Source organism: Paraburkholderia sp. Clong3, from assembly GCF_050436485.1.
In the GTDB taxonomy this organism is placed as follows: domain Bacteria; phylum Pseudomonadota; class Gammaproteobacteria; order Burkholderiales; family Burkholderiaceae; genus Paraburkholderia; species Paraburkholderia tuberum.
In genome coordinates this window covers 2143588-2160304 of record NZ_JBNDMH010000002.1, presented here as the reverse complement: position 1 = coordinate 2160304, position 16717 = coordinate 2143588, and the positions used below count along the sequence as shown (strand labels likewise).

At 62.0% G+C, this 16717-nt stretch carries 13 protein-coding genes; 5 read left to right on the top strand and 8 right to left on the bottom strand.

The genetic code is table 11. The features are described from left to right. Positions 1–130: 130 nt before the first annotated feature. The 4 genes from OKW30_RS14170 to OKW30_RS14155 form a co-directional block, all read right to left on the bottom strand. On the bottom strand, positions 131–721 hold the full coding sequence (locus OKW30_RS14170; RefSeq protein WP_316251843.1) for a hypothetical protein: 591 nt from the start codon (positions 719–721) through the stop codon (positions 131–133). A 13-nt stretch (positions 722–734) separates the two neighbouring features. Next, entirely contained in the window at positions 735–4583 is a 3849-nt protein-coding gene (locus tag OKW30_RS14165) for a type VI secretion system Vgr family protein (RefSeq protein ID WP_429346947.1), read from the bottom strand. 41 nt (positions 4584–4624) lie between these two features. After that, a complete protein-coding gene (locus OKW30_RS14160; protein WP_184065443.1) occupies positions 4625–4876 on the bottom strand; it encodes a PAAR domain-containing protein in 252 nt (83 codons plus the stop codon). Positions 4877–5249: 373 nt separating this feature from the next. Next, on the bottom strand, positions 5250–6776 hold the full coding sequence (locus OKW30_RS14155; RefSeq protein ID WP_184065446.1) for an aldehyde dehydrogenase family protein: 1527 nt from the start codon (positions 6774–6776) through the stop codon (positions 5250–5252). 310 nt (positions 6777–7086) lie between these two features. On the opposite strand from OKW30_RS14155, the gene OKW30_RS14150 reads away from it, so the two are divergent. Further along, the gene (locus OKW30_RS14150) at positions 7087–9141 is read left to right on the top strand and encodes a sigma-54-dependent Fis family transcriptional regulator (RefSeq protein WP_184065449.1); all 2055 of its coding nucleotides are present in this window, start codon (positions 7087–7089) and stop codon (positions 9139–9141) included. A gap of 151 nt (positions 9142–9292) precedes the next feature. Here OKW30_RS14150 and acs read toward each other — a convergent pair whose 3' ends face one another. Beyond that, positions 9293–11353 (bottom strand): acetate--CoA ligase, encoded by a 2061-nt coding sequence (gene acs, locus OKW30_RS14145; protein ID WP_184065452.1) that lies wholly within the window; start codon positions 11351–11353, stop codon positions 9293–9295. A gap of 286 nt (positions 11354–11639) precedes the next feature. On the opposite strand from acs, the gene OKW30_RS14140 reads away from it, so the two are divergent. Next, positions 11640–12062, top strand: coding sequence for an ACT domain-containing protein (locus OKW30_RS14140; protein ID WP_090803525.1), 423 nt, complete (start codon positions 11640–11642; stop codon positions 12060–12062). A gap of 804 nt (positions 12063–12866) precedes the next feature. Here the strand turns inward: OKW30_RS14140 and OKW30_RS14135 are convergent. Beyond that, positions 12867–12992 carry a hypothetical protein gene (locus tag OKW30_RS14135; RefSeq protein ID WP_256211476.1) on the bottom strand — a complete coding sequence of 42 codons (126 nt, stop codon included), beginning with the start codon at positions 12990–12992 and terminating at the stop codon, positions 12867–12869. Next, the gene (locus OKW30_RS14130; RefSeq protein ID WP_176133875.1) at positions 12992–13135 is read right to left on the bottom strand and encodes a hypothetical protein; all 144 of its coding nucleotides are present in this window, start codon (positions 13133–13135) and stop codon (positions 12992–12994) included. The genes OKW30_RS14135 and OKW30_RS14130 overlap by 1 nt, the downstream gene beginning before the upstream one ends. A 66-nt stretch (positions 13136–13201) precedes the next feature. On the opposite strand from OKW30_RS14130, the gene istA reads away from it, so the two are divergent. The 3 genes from istA to OKW30_RS14115 are packed head-to-tail and all read left to right on the top strand — an operon-like array spanning position 13202 to position 15673. After that, positions 13202–14704 (top strand): IS21 family transposase, encoded by a 1503-nt coding sequence (gene istA, locus OKW30_RS14125; protein ID WP_429345680.1) that lies wholly within the window; start codon positions 13202–13204, stop codon positions 14702–14704. Continuing rightward, positions 14691–15455, top strand: a complete 765-nt coding sequence (gene istB, locus OKW30_RS14120; protein WP_429345679.1) for an IS21-like element helper ATPase IstB — start codon at positions 14691–14693, stop codon at positions 15453–15455. Before istA ends, istB begins: the two co-directional genes overlap by 14 nt. Continuing rightward, a complete protein-coding gene (locus OKW30_RS14115; RefSeq protein ID WP_429345678.1) occupies positions 15452–15673 on the top strand; it encodes a hypothetical protein in 222 nt (73 codons plus the stop codon). The genes istB and OKW30_RS14115 overlap by 4 nt, the downstream gene beginning before the upstream one ends. Before the next feature lie 215 nt (positions 15674–15888). Here OKW30_RS14115 and OKW30_RS14110 read toward each other — a convergent pair whose 3' ends face one another. Beyond that, positions 15889–16467, bottom strand: coding sequence for an acetate uptake transporter (locus OKW30_RS14110; protein ID WP_184065455.1), 579 nt, complete (start codon positions 16465–16467; stop codon positions 15889–15891). Positions 16468–16717 lie beyond the last annotated feature (250 nt).

Genomic DNA, 16717 nt, shown 5'->3' with positions numbered 1-16717 from the left:
TGAGGGCGTCGGCGTACTGGGCCGTGCATGTACCGGGATTGCGAACGAGAGGATCACCAGGATTGCGCCAGTAGGCCTGAACCACTTCCGCGCGCCGTGGCGCTTTGCCACCTGCTGTTCAAGACGGGCTCTATTCACGGTGTTGCCGTTTCAACGCGGAGTAGTCACGACTGAGGAGAACGTCCATCAGGACCGGCGTTTTGGGTTGGTCCGGCGCCGGATCGTTCGGGTCGGGGTCGCCGAAAGCAAATTCGACGTCCACCGGAAACCGGCTCGTTGACAGATTCGAAGCACGATAGCGATAGCTATGCAGCCGAATCTGCGGTGGCGCCGTTCCCATATCGTTGCCGGGCCGCCGCTCGCCGTTGCCGTCGATCCAGTAGCCGATATCGACCTGGAGGAGGTCTTCCAGCGTCGAACGGTTAATGTCCGTCAACAGTGGACTGAAACGGATCGTGAAGTCCAGCATGACTTGCTTGACCTGCGCGCGGTCGGCAGAGCGGTCGAGCGGATCGGGTATCACAACTACGGTGATTTCCGTCCGTGGGAACGCCGGATTCTCGAAGGAATACTCCGTAACACCTACCACGCCGCGCTCAGGCCGCGCTGCAAGAATGCGGCCGAATATCGTATGTGCGGGATCGAAGGGCTGGTCGTCCCGCAGGATCGCCATTGCCGTGGTCAATATTCTCAAGGCCATGTCGCGCTGGGCGTCGGTCACAGTCGGTCTCATCTCAGTTCCTGGCCCCGACGATCCTGAGGGCGTCAGCGTACTGAGCCGTGCATGTACCGGGATTGCGAACGAGAGGATCACCAGGATTGCGCCAGTAGGCCTGAACCACTTCCGCGCAGGCGTAGGCATCTTCTTCATGAATCTGGCTCCTATAGCCGGTTTCGAATTGCACCATTTTTTGAGCTGTTTCAGCGGAGACATTCAGCAGGTCACATACCTTCCTTTCAGCACTCGGGAGATCTCGCCTGACGTACTCCCAGCCCCGCTTGTCCTGCATGTAGGAAATCAGCCAGTAGTAGTGGAATACAAGCATCCTGTGCAGACCGATGTGAACGCGTTGATCGTCGGGTAGCGACGTGTTCCCAGCCGCTGTATAGGCTTTTTTCAGCATCGTCGACCAATACAACGTCTGGACATTCGGCAGGTCTCTGTAGTCCTCCGGAAAGTGCTGAAGCAAAGAAAGCATCCAGAAGTACTGCTGACAGTGGCGAGACTCGTGATACAGAGTGTCGGCAAATGCCCTAAGACGGTTATCCAGCGAGGCCGGCTGGTCCCTGAGTTCGACGATGTGCGCGATCTCGCTCTCGTTGACGGCGATTACCCAGTACTTCCCGATGAATGCGGCGCTGACATCCTGCCGCAGGGCGTACTGCGTTGCCCGCTGTGGATCGACAATCACAAGCTTTGGCATGGCACCACCTTTTTCCGAGTTGGCGGCATCGCGTCGTGGCAATCCAAAGGGCCCGGCACCAAGCGCGATTTCCAGTTGCGGCGTGACCGCGTTTTGAATCGTCTCTATCGAACTGGAAGTCAACGGCCACCTCACCCCGGCCCAATCGATTCCCTGCAACGCGGTTTTAATCGCAGCCGTATAAGCCTTGGTCACCGGATATTCAACATCCTTGCGCATCGATATACCAGCCGGCGCATCAGCCTCGGTCGCACCGTTGATGAAGTGATGAAAGCGCAGACCGAAGTTCATCGGATCGCATGAAACGAATTCGGGCGGCTTGTCTTCCGTCGTCGCGCTTTGATTGGGAGAGGCCACGGCCTTTCCTGCGACCCTGGCGGTGCGTTTCTCGGCGTTGGGCACTGCGCCCGCAAACGGCTCGTTCGCCTCCCTGATCACCGCGCCTCTGCTCACCGCAATAACCTTGTCCGGTTCACTCGCGGCGAACAGTTCAACCGTCGCGAATGCAAGCAGATTGCTCGTGACGAGACTCGTTTCTCCAAGCGCATTGGTTACGCCCTGAATCACCTGACCATCGTCGAGCGTGATCCGGTACGGCTGGTTCGGCAGCGCAAAGCCCGTAGCGTGTTCGATCAGAACATGATGCGCGGCCAGCTTGCCCGGCCTTCCGGGCGTTACCGGCACACTGACAGGCCGCCCCGCTGGTCTGTCAGTTTGGTGACTACGCGCATGGACCCGATGCTCCCCATCCGTATAGACCCTGTACCCTTCCGAATTGATGACCACCTTCGTGCTTCCCGCATGGAGCACGATCTCTTTGCTGGCCATCAGATTGATCGAATCGGTTCTACTGATGATGCTGACGACCCGCTGCGCGATGATCTCCACATCATCGCTCTGCGCGTCGATTCGCACCTTGCCTGACGCGGCCTTGAGCCTGATGCCGAGATTCTGCGTGAACACCCGCACGCCGTTGATTGCCGACGCCAGAAGCGATTTCGCCGCCGCCATGCTGACGTGTCCGCCCGCTGTGAGCGCGATGTGTTCGATACTCGCCACGTGCATGCTTTGCGCTGCGGTGAGACCGACCCCCGCGGCGCTGGCCAGCACCATGTCGGGTGCGCTCAGTTGCGGGAAGGGAAGGTCCGCACGCGCCGCGACGCCGCGTATTGCCTCGTTCTGCGCCTTGATGGCCCGCGATACGTCGCTTTGACTGGTCTGCTGCTCCTGTGCCTCATACTGCCGCGCGAGACCCGCGAGGTTCTCGTGGATATCGCGCGCCTGCGTGAGGCGCGCCACGGTCTCGCCGAGATCCTTTGCCGGCTCGGTCGCGCCGCGACGCGCCTCCGTGGTGATCAGCATGCCTCTGTTGGCGCGCGCGACACCCCATGCGTCGGTGGCCAGTTCCCAGCCTTCGCCGCGGGCCTGCTGTCGGCCGGCCTCGCGCACGACCCGCGTGTTGTAGCCCAGCACGAGGCGCGAGCGTGCGTGATCGCTGGCGAGCTGTGCCTGGAGTTGGCCCGGCGTGTCATCCAGTACGACGTGATTGGTCTGGCCGTCGCAGCCACCTTTGAGCTCACTGCTCAAGACGCCTGAAAGTGCCTGGTTATCCGGTAGTTTCCAGGGCGGCTGGTTCCAGCCATTGATCATCCGGCCCGATACGTACGGCTTGTCCGGGTCCTCTTCGTGGTAGCTGACCATGACCTCCTGACCGACACGCGGCGGATAGATCGCGCCGAAGCCATTGCCTTGCCACGGCGACGACACGCGCACCCAGCAACTGGCGCTCTCGTTTGTCGGGCCAAGCCGGTCCCACACGAAACGCACCTTGGCGCGCGCGTATCCATCGACCCAGATCGGCTCGTGCTCGGGCCCAACCACGATCGCCGTTTCCGCCGCGCAGCGCGGCTTTTTCTTCGGGCGGTTTCTGAAGAATGTATTGGCAGGCTGAAGCACGAAGCTGGTCACGCACTGGCGCAACGCGTCGTTCGTGTCGTTACCGGACGGCTGTGTGTTCTGCGGCGCGTTGCGAATGTCGAGTGTGGTCGATACCGCCAGGTACTCGGCGTTGATGTCGCATTGCGGATGGTTGTCGAGCCAGAATGTTTTCCCGGTTGTCAGGCCGCGCAGATTCCCTCGGCCCTTCAGACGTAGCCGGTGGCAGCGCATTGCATCGACGCGCACGCTCGCGAGGTGTTCGGCTTCATTGCGGAAGTTGTTTCGCCTACCCGACAATCCCGTCGCGCCGGCGAGCGGTTGCGAGTAGTCGCCCCAGCCGTGTTGCTCGATGTTGTCGAAGGCCCGTTCGCTGAAGCTCTCGTACTCGCCCTCGAAGTGCATGCCGGGGCGCGTGTAGTCGTAGTCGATCAGACTGACCTTGCCCGTCGTGATCTGACGCGAGACCTCGAGCCTGTGAATGTGTTCTTCGTCGACGTGCCGGCTGTCAGGCGCGTGATAGCGGATAGTGTCGTAGCCGTTGTCGTGCTGTTTGTGCGAGCCGGGCGAATCGCACAGTACCAGCGTCATTCCGTCGAACAGATAGTAGATTCCCCATTCTCTCCAGATCCGCGTGAGGAATTCGAAATCGGATTCCCACATCTGCCGGACATGGTCCCGCTTTGGGTAGCCTTCGCACAGACCGGTCGCGCCCAACTCCATCACCACCGGAAAGTGATAACGCTCCTTGAGTATCCGGTCGGTGATGTCCACCACGCTCGCGTCCTGAAAGATCCTGCTTTCGCGGTTCTTCGTGGCCAGCCACAGCCAGGGGCGCACGACGAAGCGGTAATGGGCGCGCCGGTCGTCGGTGCCGGTCTGTTTCATGCCCGTGACGAGGCCCGAAATCGTGCGGCGGCCCGCGCCCGCGTGTGCTACCTCACCGGGTTCCAACTCCTGTTGACCGAACAATCCGTTCCCGTCGAACGCGATCGAAATGTCGATGACTTTGCCAATCAGGTTATCGGGTACGACCAGTTCCTGGGCTTGCCACAATCCGAGCGTCGGACTTTCGATCGTCGCCACATCGAGCGTGTATCGATAGAGCTTGCCCAGGGATTCGGTGCCGCGCAGGCGTAGCGGAGCCAGCAAAGGCTCATTGCCCCATGTGGGTAGCGCGTCACTGGAAAGACCTAGCGTGCGGTCCTGTGCGGGTTCGACCATGCGTGCAAGGAGCTCGGTGTTTCGTGGCAATCGGGAAGCGATCATGAAGCGATCAGGATCGCGCCGCAGCCCGTCCTGTCGCCGGCATGGCTGACCCGCTTGCCGTTGTGGGTTCGCTGGCCGGTCGCGGTGATCGGATAGACACCGCCACACCTCGGACACTCGACGCCGTGTCCATCGAGTGCAACCGGGATGCCCATGTGCATGAGGTCTGTCGCGGCCTCGATGACCGTGCCGTCGTGCGTCGTCTTGTCTGCGAGCCGGATCATCGGCTGGCCGTTGCCGTTCTTCATCGCTCATCCTCTGTTATGTGCGAACGACAGTATCGGGAGCGGGGCAACCAGGAGCATTCGGAATTGGATGAATTTTTAGCCTATGTAGGCGATTTATTTGATTTGTCGGGCGAACGGGATCTCACAGCTTCCAGGAAGAAGCATCCCTCATGCGCCGAGGCCCCGGATGAACCTGCCAACAGCGCGCTCGCGAGCCGATGCTTCCGGTTTTAGAAAGACTGATGACGGAATGCGGCTTTGGCGGAGAAGTCGAGGCGGACTGAGGTCTGAGGGGACTTCGTGATTTCGCATCGATTGATGCAGCCGGAGCGGCCACCACGCCGCACGGCTGCATTCTTCGGCACGCGCCGTCCATAGACGACGCGCACTTCGCTTAAAAGAACCCCAGCGCCTCCGCCTGATAGCTGACCAGCAGACACTTCGTCTGCTGATAGTTCGACAACGCCATCTTGTGTGTTTCGCGCCCGATCCCCGACTGCTTGTAGCCACCGAAGGCCGCATGCGCCGGATACAGGTGATAGCAGTTGGTCCACACGCGTCCCGCCTCGATCTCGCGTCCCAACTTGTAAGCGCGGGTACCGTCGCGAGTCCACACGCCCGCGCCCAGGCCATAGTACGTGTCGTTCGCGAGTTCGATCGCTTGCTGTTCGTCCTTGAACGTCATCACCGAGGCGACCGGCCCGAAGATCTCCTCCTGGAACACACGCATATCGTTGTTGCCGAACAGCATCGTCGGCTTCACGTAGAAACCCTCGCCGAGGCCGGCGCCAGGGGTTGCGCGCTCGCCGCCGACGAGGCACCGCGCCCCTTCGTCCCGGCCGATGTCGATATACGACAGGATCTTGTCGAGCTGCTGCTGCGATGCCTGCGCACCGATCATCGTTTCGAGGTTCAGCGGATGGCCAGCCTTGATGCGTTCCACCCGCGCGATCGCCTTCTCGATGAAGCGCTCGTAAATCGACTCCTGAACCAGCACGCGCGACGGGCACGTGCACACTTCGCCCTGATTCAGCGCGAACATCGCGAGACCTTCGAGCGCCTTGTCGAGGAACGCGTCGTCGCGATCGAGCACGTCGGCGAAGAAGATGTTCGGGCTCTTGCCGCCGAGTTCGACCGTCGACGGGATCAGGTTGTCCGCGGCTGCGTGCAGGATGCGCTTGCCGACCGGCGTCGAGCCCGTGAACGCGATCTTCGCGATGCGCTTGCTGGTGGCGAGCGCTTCGCCCGCTTCCTTGCCGAAGCCGTTGACGATGTTGATGACCCCGGCGGGGAACAGGTCGCCGATCAGTTCGATCAGCACGAGTATCGAAGCCGGCGTCTGCTCGGCCGGCTTCATCACGACGCAGCAGCCGGCCGCGAGCGCGGGCGCGAGCTTCCATGCGGCCATCAGCAGCGGAAAATTCCACGGGATGATCTGACCGACCACCCCAGCCGGCTCGTGAAAGTGATAAGCGACCGTGTTGTCGTCGATCTCCGAGATGCCGCCTTCCTGCGCGCGGATGCAGCCCGCGAAATAGCGGAAATGATCGACGGCGAGCGGCAGGTCCGCGGCCATCGTTTCGCGCAGCGGCTTGCCGTTGTCGATCGTCTCGGCCACCGCTAGCAGCTTCAGGTTCTTCTCCATGCGCTCGGCCACCGCCAGCAACTGGTTCGCGCGTTCTGTCACCGACGTCTTCGCCCATTTGCGGCGCGCTGCGTGCGCGGCGTCGATGGCGAGGTCGATATCGGCAGCGTTCGAACGAGGCACGCGACAAAACGGCTGCCCGTTGATCGGCGACACGTTGTCGAAATAGTCGCCGCCGACCGGCGGTACCCACTTGCCGCCGATGTAGTTTTCGTAACGCTGGCGATAGGGATACTCGATGTCGATGCCGAGGGCTTTCAGGTCAAATGGATTCATCACTTGTCTCCGTTTTGTGATGGTGATCGGGTGACTGCGCGGGACCACATCAGGCACGAACCGTACCAATGCATCGAAGTGGGATATTTCAGGGATTGCGGTGAGCCGCATGGCGGAAGTGTTTCGTTTCGGAACAGTTGCGCGGGCTGCGGGTGTTCAGAAACGCCGCAGGTCCGGCCGACGCTGACGCAGATCAAGGATGCGGGCCCGCGCGGGGTCGCCGCACGCGTCGGGCGCACTGACAAAGGGAGTATTCTGTTGACACGCATCAAAGCGTCCGGCACGACCCGGGCGCATTCAGGAGGAGACAATGCGCGACGACGTTCATCCGCTCAGCGTGGCGGCGGCTAATCGCTCCAAAGGTTGGCCCGCACCGGCGATCCAGAAAGCCCACGAACGCTCCGAGACGTTCGGCCTGCGCGCATCGATCCGGCCGGATTACGACATTCTGTCCCACACGGGCCTCGCGCTGAAGCGCGAACAGAACCAGGCGCTGTGCGCGCATGCGATGCCGGTCATGGAGACGCTGCGCGAGCAGATCGTCAACACGCAAAGCATGATCGTGCTGACCAACGCCGACGGGTTGATCCTGCATTCGATCGGCGACGACGACTTTCTGCATCGCGCGGAAAAAGTGGCGCTGCGGCCTGGCGCGAACTGGGCCGAGGATCGTCAGGGGACCAACGCGATCGGTACCTCGCTGGCCGAGGGGTGTGCGATGGTCGTTCATGGCGATCAGCACTATCTGGCGGCGAACCGCTTCCTGACCTGTTCGAGTGTGCCGATTCTCGATCCGTACGGCGATCTGATCGGCGTGCTCGACGTGACGGGCGACCACCGCAGCTATCACCAGCACACGACGGCACTCGCGAAAATGTCGGTGCAGATGATCGAAAACCATCTGTTCTCGACTGCGTTTCGCGACGTCCTGCAAGTATCTTTCCACGGACGTCCTGAGTTTCTCGGCACACTGATGGAAGGGATCATTGCGTTTACCGATGATGGTCGCTTTCTGTCCGCGAATCGAAGTGCGCAGTTTCAGTTGGGCTTGTCGCTCGCTGCGTTGCGCGCGCATACGCTGTCGTCGCTATTTCAGATCTCGTATGCGCAATTGATCGATCGTTTGACGCATGGCGTCGCGCCGCATCTGATGCTGAATTTGCACAACGGTGCGGTGGTTTGCGCGCGCGGGCAGTTCAGGCGGGCGTCGTTTGGGCTGGGGCATGGGGCGGTGGATGTGCAAGGTGTCGCCGCACCGCGACCGGTATGCGCAAACGCGCGCCAGCCGGCTGCGGGACTGTCGCGGCTCAGCGATCTCGATACCGGCGATGCTCGTGTGTCCGCACTGATCGCGAAGGTTCGCAAGGTGCTCGGCAAGGATATTCCGATTCTGATCGCCGGCGAGACCGGTACCGGCAAGGAGTTGCTCGCGCAGGCGATTCATAACGATTCGCCGCGAGGTGATGGGCGGTTTGTTGCGGTTAACTGTGCTTCGATTCCGGAGTCGCTGATCGAATCTGAGCTATTCGGGTATGAAGAGGGTGCGTTTACCGGAGCGCGGCGGAAAGGGGCGATCGGCAAGCTGATGCAGGCGAATGGAGGCACACTGTTTCTCGATGAGATCGGGGATATGCCGTATTCGTTGCAGGTGCGGTTGCTGCGTGTTTTGCAGGAGCGGGTTGTGACGCCGCTTGGGGCGACGCGGGCGGTTCCTGTCGATGTCTCCATTATTTGCGCGACCCACCGGAACTTGCGCGAGATGATCGCGCAGAATCAGTTTCGTGAGGATCTTTACTATCGGATCAACGGGCTTGCGGTTCGGTTGCCGGCGTTGCGTGAGCGGAGCGATCTCGCGGTCGTCGTTCAAAAGATGTTGCAGTGGGAATCAGTCGAAAGCGGGGGGCGGCAGGCGCTCAGCGTTGCGGCTGATGTGATGGCGGTGTTCGGCCGACATGCGTGGCCGGGTAACTGTCGGCAACTGGCTAATCTGCTGCGGACTGCGGCGGCGATGGTGGAGGAGGATGGGGTGATTCGCTGGGAACATTTGCCGGATGATTTTTTGGATGATGTGGGGGGCGCGGGTTGCGGCGATGGCGAGGTTGGACAGGGGGACTCTGCTGCGCCGGCTGCTTCGAGCTCGTCAGCCATTTCGGCCGGTTCGGCTGCGGATGCCCCTGCTGCTGGCGATGCGTCGCTGCCCGACGGTGCTCGGCTGCAGGATGTTGCCACCTCTGTGGTTGCGATGACGCTGGCGCGCTATGGCGGAAACGTGTCTGCCGCGGCGCGTGCACTCGGGGTCTCGCGGAACACGATCTATCGCAGGATGCCGGCTGTGCAGCCGGGGCGGGTGGCGGAAGAGGATTGACGCGGGAGTTTTCGCAGGACCAATCGATAATGGCCGCGGTGACCGGCCAGTTTTCCCTATGAGTCGAGTCACATGGGTGACGAAGGCTGCGGCGCCCGATGGCCGCCCGCCCGCCGCGCGCGCCGCGTGATGATCATGGACGTAACCCCCATTACTTCACGAGCTCCCGCAGACTGTCAACGACCTCCGGGTTAGCCAGCGTGGATACGTCTCCGGGGTCTTGATGGTTTGAAAGTGCTGCGAGCACGCGCCGCATGATCTTGCCCGACCGGGTCTTGGGCATGTCCGGAACAATGACCACCCGGTGCGGCTTCGCGATGGCTCCGATCCGATCGACTACCGAGTTTGTGACCCGCTTTGCAAGCTCCTCCGAAGCTTCCACCCCGGGCTTTAACGAAACATACAGTTCGGGCACTCTGCCCTTGATCTCGTCGGCGACCGGCACGACAGCCGCTTCGACGACTTCGGGGACAAGCAGGGCGGCTGACTCGATTTCTTTGGTACCGAGGCGATGGCCGGCGACGTTGATCACGTCGTCGATACGACCGAGAATCCGGAAGTAGCCGTCCGCAGCGTCGACAGCACCGTCTCCCGCCATGTAGGGCCAGTCGCGCCAGTCCTTGCTCCTGGGATCCCGGCAGTAGCGGGCATAGTACGTTTTCACGTAGCGCTCCGGGGCCCTCCAGATGGTCTGAAACGCGCCGGGCCACGGATTGAGAATACAGATGTTGCCCGCCTTGCCGGAACCGCTTGCAAGTTCATTACCGGCGTCGTCGTAAATCACCGGATGAATGCCAGGTATGCCCGGACCGGCACTGCCGGGCTTCATCTTGTGCAACGCCGGCACCGTGCTGCAAAGGAACCCGCCCGTTTCAGTTTGCCACCACGTGTCGACAATGACGGCCTCCCCCTTCCCGACAGACCGGTGATACCACTTCCAGACTTCGGGCTCGATGGGTTCGCCCACGGTCGTCATGTGCTTGAAGTGATAGCCGTACTTCGCGGGTTCGTCCGGTCCGCTGCGCCGCAGTGCGCGGATCGCAGTCGGCGACGTGTGGAAGATATTGACGCCGAGGTTTTCGGCAATTCGCCAAGGGCGCCCGGCATCGGGGTAGACGGGCACGCCTTCGTACACGACCGACGAGGCCGCGAGCGCGAGCGGGCCGTAGACAATGTAGGAGTGACCGGTAATCCAGCCGATGTCGGCCATGCACCAATACACGTCCTCGGGGTGGATGTCCTGGATGTATTTCGATGTCCAGGCGACGTAGGCGAGATAGCCTCCAATGGAATGCTGGCACCCCTTGGGGCGGCCCGTGGTACCGCTCGAATACATGAGGAATAGCGGTGCCTCAGCGGGCATCTGCACGGGCTCGACACGTTTGCCGCGGAACGCCTTGAGGGCGTCGTTGACGATGACATCGCGTTCTTCCACGAGCTGCGTCGGACTCGAATACTTGCCCGGATACCGCTGCCAGATCAGAACCTTCTCGGCCTGGTGACCCTTCCCGGCAGCTTCGGCGAACGCGGTGTCGGCTTTTTCCTTGTGATCGATCAGCTTGCCGCCACGCCAGTAAGCGTCCATCGTAATCAGCAGACGGCTCTCGGAATCCAGGATGCGGTCGGCGCAGGCCGCGCCGCTGAAGCCGCTAAATACCTGCGAGTGAATCACCCCGAGCCGGGCGCAGGCGAGCATCGTGATGGGCAGCTCCGCCACCATAGGCATATGGAGAGTAACCCGGTCACCGGCTTTTAGACCGCAGAAGTCGCGTAGCATGGCCGCGAACTCGCTTACGCGGACATAAAGTTCCTGGTAGGTGACATGCTGGACCGTCTCGTCCTCGGGCTCTGGCACGAAATGGATCGCGGCCTTGTTCCGGTAGGCGGCGAGGTGACGATCCACGCAGTTGTAGCAGGCATTGATCCGACCACCGACGAACCAGCGCCAGAACGGAGGATTGCTCGCGTCGAACATCGTGTCCCAGTACCTGTACCAGTCGAGCAGGTCCGCGAACTCCTTGAAGCACTCGGGGAATTTGTCGAGAGAGAAACGTGCGAACACGCCCGCGTCTGTCAGATTGGCTTGGGCGATGAACGAGGCGGGCGGCGGGAAATATTCCTCTTCAGGCCAGTGCACGGCGATTTGCGCCTCGGAAACCTCGGCCGCTTGTTGCTCTGCGGAAGCGCGGCGCGATGACTTGTCTCGTGACATGACAGTTCCTCCTTGCTTCTAGGTGCCCAGGGACACGAGGTGTCCCACGCTACCCGCGGCAGCGCGTCTTTTGACTTGTCTCATGGGTCTGGACACCAGGCGCGACAGTCCGTGCGCTGCATAACGAATTTAAGGCCAGGGCGGATGCAATGCCAAGCAACGTATTCCCTGTCAAAGAGCTGCATCCCGAGGGCCAATGGTGTTGGCGCGACGACGAGCGTTGACTTGCCGGTCGGTCAACCCTGAACTAAATTTTCATTGGGGTTCATCAAACGGGAGAGGCGCCATGGATCTGCTCGTTGAACGTGTCGATGTATGGGCGGCCACAATCGAGGACAGGCCCGGCGGTCTCGCCGAAGTGTTAAGTGTCCTGCGAGATGCCGGAGCGAACCTGCAATTCATCATCTCCCGTCGAACTGCGGAAGCACCCGGGAAGGCAGTCGTGTTTCTCGCGCCGCTTCAGAACGACCGAGAAATTCGTGCCGCCTCGCAGGTGGGGTTCAACGTCCTCCCGAGTCTTCACTCGGTGCGGGTGATGGGCCCCGACCGGCCGGGCATCATTGCAGAGTTGACCCAAAAGTTGGCTACCGGGGGAATCAACCTTCGCGGCGTTTCGGCTGCCGCTATCGGCACACAGTTCGTTGCCTACCTGGCAATGGACGCGCTGGGCGACACGATTCGTGCAATGGAGATTTTGCAGCAGGCGTAGGACGTTGCGCCGCCGCGACAGCAACGGGTGCCGCAATGCCGTGTGCTCGGCATGGCCCACTCCTCAGACAAGACGAAGGCGACATGCTGCCGACGCCCCGAATTTCTTCACCGGCCCCGATATACCAGCGCTGGTATCTTGCTGTGTGTTAGCGCCTTTTGCGTTTCGTCCTGACACGTTTACGACGTCGTAGAGCCGGCCAGTGATCACACCCGCCGATAGCGCGAATTGTCAGGGGGTATTCGTTCGAACATCAGAGTACCTCCATCGAACGGCGATCCATCGCCTCGTAACGAGTCCAGTCGGTCCACCTTTCTCGACCCACTTAGCTGATGTGAATGGCGGTCGGAATCCGACATTGGATGGCGGCGTCGGACAGCCGGGCGACGCGATTGCTGTTCAGCCCGGCGACTCTGGGACGTTTCATGAGGCTCACATTCGGGTGCGTCGGAGGGAGCCCGTAGGGCGAGCGCAGACGCACCGGGGATGTTCGGTTCGGCAGGGGGATGACGCGGGAATCGGGATGCGGTAGAAGAACGACTACAACTGACCGCCGAAGAAACAGGCCCGACACCGGTCCTAACCGCCAAGTTCATTCCAGTGTCGAGCCCCACACGCGCACAACGGGGTACGGGTGCCGGGCCAGTATGGCACGGCTGATCCGCCTCGTCGATTCCGCTTCGGCATTGACGGGGACTGCCGATGCCGGCCACTGGCCGCCTCTTTCTGTGCGCCCGCTGCCGGGCGCAGGTCGTCGTGTGCCGCCGTTGCGATCGCGGCCAGATTTACTGCGGTGGCGACTGCTCACAGGCCTCGCGCCGCGCCCGCCTGCGCGAGGCTGGCCAACGCTATCAACTCAGTCGTCGTGGCCGCTTTGCACATGCCGAACGGATGCGTCGCTATCGTCAGCGCCTCAATAAAGTGACGCATCAGCGTTCCCCGACACCCGTCGCCAATGCTCTACTGCCACTGACTTCGACGACGACGGCCACCGCATCGACATCCACTGTCGCCGCGCCCGGATCGACGCCTTGCTGCTTCTGTCGCCGCATCTGTTCGGGCCTTGTACGCATCGGGCCACTGCGCCGTCGGGTCTTCCGTGATGTTCGTACTACTACTGACAGAACAGGAAACGACCCATGACCATTGGAGCTGAACTCGAGGCGCAGATCCTGCGCTATTACCACGTGGAGAAGTGGCGTTGCGGCACCATCGCGCGCCAGTTGCGCGTGCACCGCGGCACCGTCCAGCGCGTGCTGGCCCAGGCCGGCCTGCCCAGGATTGGCGCCGTGCAGCGAGCCTCACAGATCGATGCTTACCTGCCGTTCATCCACGAGACGCTAAAGAAGTTTCCCTCGCTCACGGCCAGTCGCCTGTATGCGATGGTGTATGAGCGCGGCTACCGGGGCAGTCACCACCACTTCCGGCACCTGATCTCGCTGCACCGGCCACGCCCGGTACCTGAGGCTTACCTGCGCCTGCGCACGCTGCCCGGGGAACAGGCGCAGGTCGATTGGGCCAGCTTCGGTCACCTGCAGATCGGTCGGGCACGACGACCGCTGATGGCCTTCGTGATGGTGCTGTCGTGGTCACGGCAGATCTATCTGCGCTTCTTCCTCGATGCCCGTATGGACAGTTTCCTGGCAGGACATGCCGGCGCCTTCGAAGCATGGTCCGGGGTCCCCAGGGTTCTGCTTTACGATAACCTGCGTAGCGCCGTGCTTGAGCGTCAGGGCGATGCGATCCGCTTCCACCCGACATTGCTCGCGTTCGCCGCGCATCATCGTTATGAGCCTCGTCCGGTGGCTGTCGCACGGGGCAACGAGAAGGGGCGCGTTGAACGGGCAATCCGCTTTGTACGCGAGAGCTTCTTTGCCGCTCGCAGATTCACGGACCTCGACGATCTCAACGCCCAGGCGGCAATCTGGTGCGCGGGACCCGCTGCTGAGCGGCCCTGCCGCGAAGAACCCATGATCACCGTGCGCGAGGCCTTCGGGCGCGAACAGCCCAGCCTGCTCACGTTGCCGGAGAATCCGTACCCGTGTGAGCTGCTTCTCGCCGTGAAGGTCGGCAAGACGCCCTACGTGCGCTTCGACCTGAACGACTATACGATCCCGTATACCCATGTGCGACGCACGCTCACGGTACGAGCTGATCCCCGGCGCGTACGCATTCTCGACGGCGCCGATCTGCTCGCCACCCATGAACGCAGTTACGATCGCGGCGCGCAGATCGAGATTGCCGCACACATCGATGCGCTCGTCGCAAGGAAGCACGAGGCCCGTCACCATCGCGGTCTTGATCATCTGGCCCGGGCTGCGCCGGCCAGCCGGACCCTGATGCTGCACGCCGCTGAGCGTGGCGGCAATCTGGGCAATATCACCACGCACCTGCTGCGACTGCTCGACCGCTATGGCCCGGCCGAACTGCAGGCCGCGATCGAGGAAACCCTTGCCAGCGACGCGGCGCCTCATCCCAATCCGGTACGTCTGGCGCTTGAGCGCCGGCGCGAGGCACGGCAGGCCCCGCCGCCAGTCACCCTCATCCTGCCCGAACACGTGCGCAACAAGGACACGCTGGTGACACCACACCGGCTCGACATCTACGACCAGCTTGCGGGAGGCGCCGATGAACACGCCTGAGAACCTTCATGGGCGCGCGAACGCCCTGCGTCTGTACGGACTGCTCGCGCATTGGACCGATGTGGCCGCCGAACAGTGGGTCGCGCCGCTGTTGCAGTGGGAAGAGGATGAGCGCGCCCGCCGATCACTGGAGCGACGTATCCGCGATGCCCGCCTGGGCAACTTCAAGCCGCTGTGCGACTTCGACTGGAGCTGGCCCACGCGCTGCGACCGGCTTGCCGTTGAAGAGTTGATGTCGCTCGGGTTCGTCAGGGATACCGCCAACGTCGTGTTGATCGGCCCGAATGGTGTCGGCAAGTCAACCCTCGCGCTCAATCTCGCCTATCAGGCGCTCGTGCACGGTCACACCGCGCTGTTCACTACCGCCGGTCAGATGCTCGGCGAACTGGCCGCACTGGACAGCGATTCGGCGCTGCGTCGACGCCTGCGCCGCTATGCATCCCCTGACGTCCTGGTGATTGATGAGGTCGGTTACCTCTCGTACTCAAACCGCCACGCCGATCTGCTGTTCGAACTGGTCAGCCGCAGGTACGGATCGGCAAGTACCGTGGTCACAACCAACAGACCGTTCTCCGAATGGCACGAGGTGTTCCCGAACGCCGCCTGTGTCGTCTCGCTCGTTGACCGGCTGGTCCATCGCGCCGAAGTCATTGCCATCGAGGGCGAGTCCTACCGGGTCAAGGAAGCGCGCGAGAGGGCCGAGCAACGCGCCAGCAGACGCAGTAGCGCGCGTGCGGAGAAGAAATCATGAAGCGCCTGGCACACCTGCCTTCGGGCATCACCCGTGGGCTCGACTTCCTGATACCGGACAACTGGTCGCCGGAACAGGCGCTCGCCGTCGTCGAACTCATCGGGGATCTGCGTGCCCGGATCTGCATGCACTATGACCTCGCCCTGCATGACCTGCTGCACGAACAGCATTCCCCTCCCGAGGATCCCAATCTCAACGACATCGGCGATCCATTCTGATTGGGACCGGCCACCCCGACCGAGGCCGTCAACGGCGCTTCATTGTTGACGGTCCTGGTGAACCTTGTGCCGCCATTTATGTGCGGATTTACGCCGCCGTCAACAGCTGATACCGGAAAGACTCGATACTCAGACTTGGTCTCCGTCTCCATGGAGCACCGCAGGCCTGACTGGCCGGCGCGCTTGCTGCACGCCGGCCGACCCGCGCCGAGTGGCTAGGCCGCTCGCGGATGGGCTTGTGCCCAGTCGTGTGTCGGAAGCACGGTGTGTCCGAAGCTTTCGTTGATCACCATCGCCGCCGACGCATAGAACGCCAGTAGAGCGGTGATCAAGCCTACATAGCCGCCGGCCCGCGTGGCAACGCCCATACCTGTCCATGCGCCGATCGCCAACAGCAGAAAAGTGATCCACAGCGAGAGAAACACCAGTTGCACAGAGGTACTCGTGTGCAGCGAGCCGATCCACATGTAGAACGTGAAGACCCCCCACACAAACAGATACCAGCCGATGAAGGCCTCAGGCACCCTGGTGCCCAGGAACGCGACAAACAGCGCAAAGGACCACCAGAAGGCGCCGTAACTGAGGAACGCCACCGTGCCTAGCGTATTGCCGCGTGGAAATTCGAGCACGCCCGCGATCATCTGCGCCGTGCCGCCGAAAGCGAACGCCAGCGCCAGCACGAGCCCCAAGGCATCCTTGTCGAACCAGCCGGCGTTCACCATGCTGAGCATCCATGTGGTGAATGCGAATCCAGCGAGCCCGAGCGGCGCCGGGTTGGCTAACTTACTGTTCATAAACCGCCTCCTTGGTGGTTAGCCCTCTGAGACATATCCGGAGGCGATACGAATCCCTCGGTCGCCGCCGAACGCGACCGCGCCATGCTCGCTATCGATGGCCATCAGCGCAATATGCGTTCGGCCCAATTTGTGGCGCAGCCACGTGCAAGCCTGCGCGGTTCAACTTAAGTGTAGGATGCGTCGCGCCGCTCGCCGAATCGGATGGTACTGATCTGGCTGGAGGATGACCGCCAGATAGACGCAGCGT